At 65.6% G+C, this 2,025-nt stretch carries 1 protein-coding gene and 1 rRNA gene; one reads left to right on the top strand and one right to left on the bottom strand.

From position 1 onward, the window contains the following. Positions 1-351 (bottom strand): 16S ribosomal RNA (locus tag AB0F61_RS34140); the annotation flags it as partial. An 823-nt stretch (positions 352-1,174) separates the two neighbouring features. Between AB0F61_RS34140 and trpS the strand changes: the two genes are divergently transcribed. After that, positions 1,175-2,025: tryptophan--tRNA ligase (trpS, locus tag AB0F61_RS34135; RefSeq protein ID WP_357818518.1), on the top strand; the 851-nt coding region annotated here is incomplete at its 3' end.

Genomic DNA, 2,025 nt, shown 5'->3' with positions numbered 1-2,025 from the left:
CTGCTGCCTCCCGTAGGAGTCTGGGCCGTGTCTCAGTCCCAGTGTGGCCGGTCGCCCTCTCAGGCCGGCTACCCGTCGTCGCCTTGGTAGGCCATTACCCCACCAACAAGCTGATAGGCCGCGGGCTCATCCTTCACCGCCGGAGCTTTCCACCACTGAAGATGCCCTCAGTGGTCGTATCCGGTATTAGACCCCGTTTCCAGGGCTTGTCCCAGAGTGAAGGGCAGATTGCCCACGTGTTACTCACCCGTTCGCCACTAATCCCCCACCGAAGCGGGTTCATCGTTCGACTTGCATGTGTTAAGCACGCCGCCAGCGTTCGTCCTGAGCCAGGATCAAACTCTCCGTGAATGTTTACCGGTTATCCGGTTGACACTCGCGTTGAGCGGAACCGGAGGAGAGGAATAGTCTCCTCGGTTCTCAGCGTCCTCGCTGTGTTTTCTTCAAAGGAACCTCGACCATCCGAAGATGGACGGGGTATCAACTAATCTGGCGTTGATTTTTGGCACGCTGTTGAGTTCTCAAGGAACGGACGCTTCCTTCGTACTCACCCTCTCGGGCTTTCCTCCGGGCGCTTCCCTTCGGTCTTTCGTGTTTCCAGCCTAGCAGATCCGTTTTCCGTTTCTGCCACCCGCTGGAGCGGGCTGCCGGGCTGTTCTGCGCTTTCACGCTTTCCCTTTCCGGCGGTTCCGACTCTATCAGATCCTTTCGGGCCTGATTCCCAGTCAGAGGGGGTTGTCTTTCCGGCTGTTGGGCCGTTCCGACGAGTGAGACTTTAGCGGATTCCGTGGCCCCGACGCTAATCGGGCTGCGTCCGTTCGAACGCGGATTCCTCATTTCGCAAAAGCGCACGGAAAGCGGGGCGACGGATCGTCGCTCGCTTGGAGTGGTTCTTGCGGAATGGCTGTCCGGGGACCGACCGGGGTCGGCGCTCACGTCGGACAACCCGGAGAACAGTACGGATGGAGCAAAGCCGTGTCAACCCCGGGTCCCCTGCCGTAGTCTGCAGGCATGACATCGCGTGCGTTCACGACCCTGTGGTGGGCCGCCTGACGGCGGCCGCGCAGACACGCATGCACTCAACGGCCGCCGCTTCGGCGGCCGTTCGCGTTTCTCCCCAGGGAGGCCCGGCCGCGGTGGCGGCGGCCTCCACCGAAGGATGGAGGAGGACGCGATGACGCGGATCTTCAGTGGGATCAAGCCGACCGGACACCTGACGCTGGGGAACTACCTCGGAGCCGTGCGCCGGTGGGCCGAGGTGGACCAGTACCGGGCCGACGCGCTGTTCAGCGTGGTGGACCTGCACGCGCTGACCGTGGAGCACGATCCGGCGCGGGTGCGGCGGCTCAGCCGGCAGGCGGTGACGCTGCTGCTGGCGGCCGGGCTCGATCCCGAGCGGTGCACCCTCTTCGTACAGAGCCATGTGGACGAGCACGCGCGGCTCTCCTATCTGCTGGAGTGCACGGCCACGGACGGCGAGCTGCGGCGGATGATCCAGTACAAGGAGAAGTCGGCGGCGGCGCGGGCGGCCGGTCAGAGCGTGCGGGTGTCGCTGCTGACGTACCCGGCGCTGATGGCCGCGGACATCCTGGCGTACGAGACCGACGAGGTGCCGGTGGGGGACGACCAGACGCAGCACGTGGAGCTGACGCGGGACCTGGCGGTGCGGTTCAACCAGCGGTACGGGCACACCTTCACGGTGCCGAGGGCCACTCCCCCGAAGGTGGGGGCTCGGGTGATGGACCTCCAGGACCCGACCGGAAAGATGGGGAAGTCGCACGAGAACGGTGCCGGGATCGTCTACCTCCTCGACGAACCGGACGTGGTGCGCCGGAAGGTCATGCGGGCGGTGACCGACAGCGGGCGGGAAGTGGCGTACGACCGGGAGGGCAGGCCGGGCGTGGCGAACCTGCTGGCCGTGCTCGCGGCGTGCGGGGGCGGGGAGCCGGCGGAGCTGGCCGGGGCCTACACGTCGTACGGCGCGCTGAAGAAGGATGTGGCCGAGGCGGTGGTGGAGGTCCTGCG

The organism is Micromonospora sp. NPDC023888, from assembly GCF_040639415.1.
GTDB lineage: Bacteria > Actinomycetota > Actinomycetes > Mycobacteriales > Micromonosporaceae > Micromonospora.
Note: the sequence above shows the minus strand (reverse complement) of the source record. Positions and strands in the feature narration are given on the sequence as shown.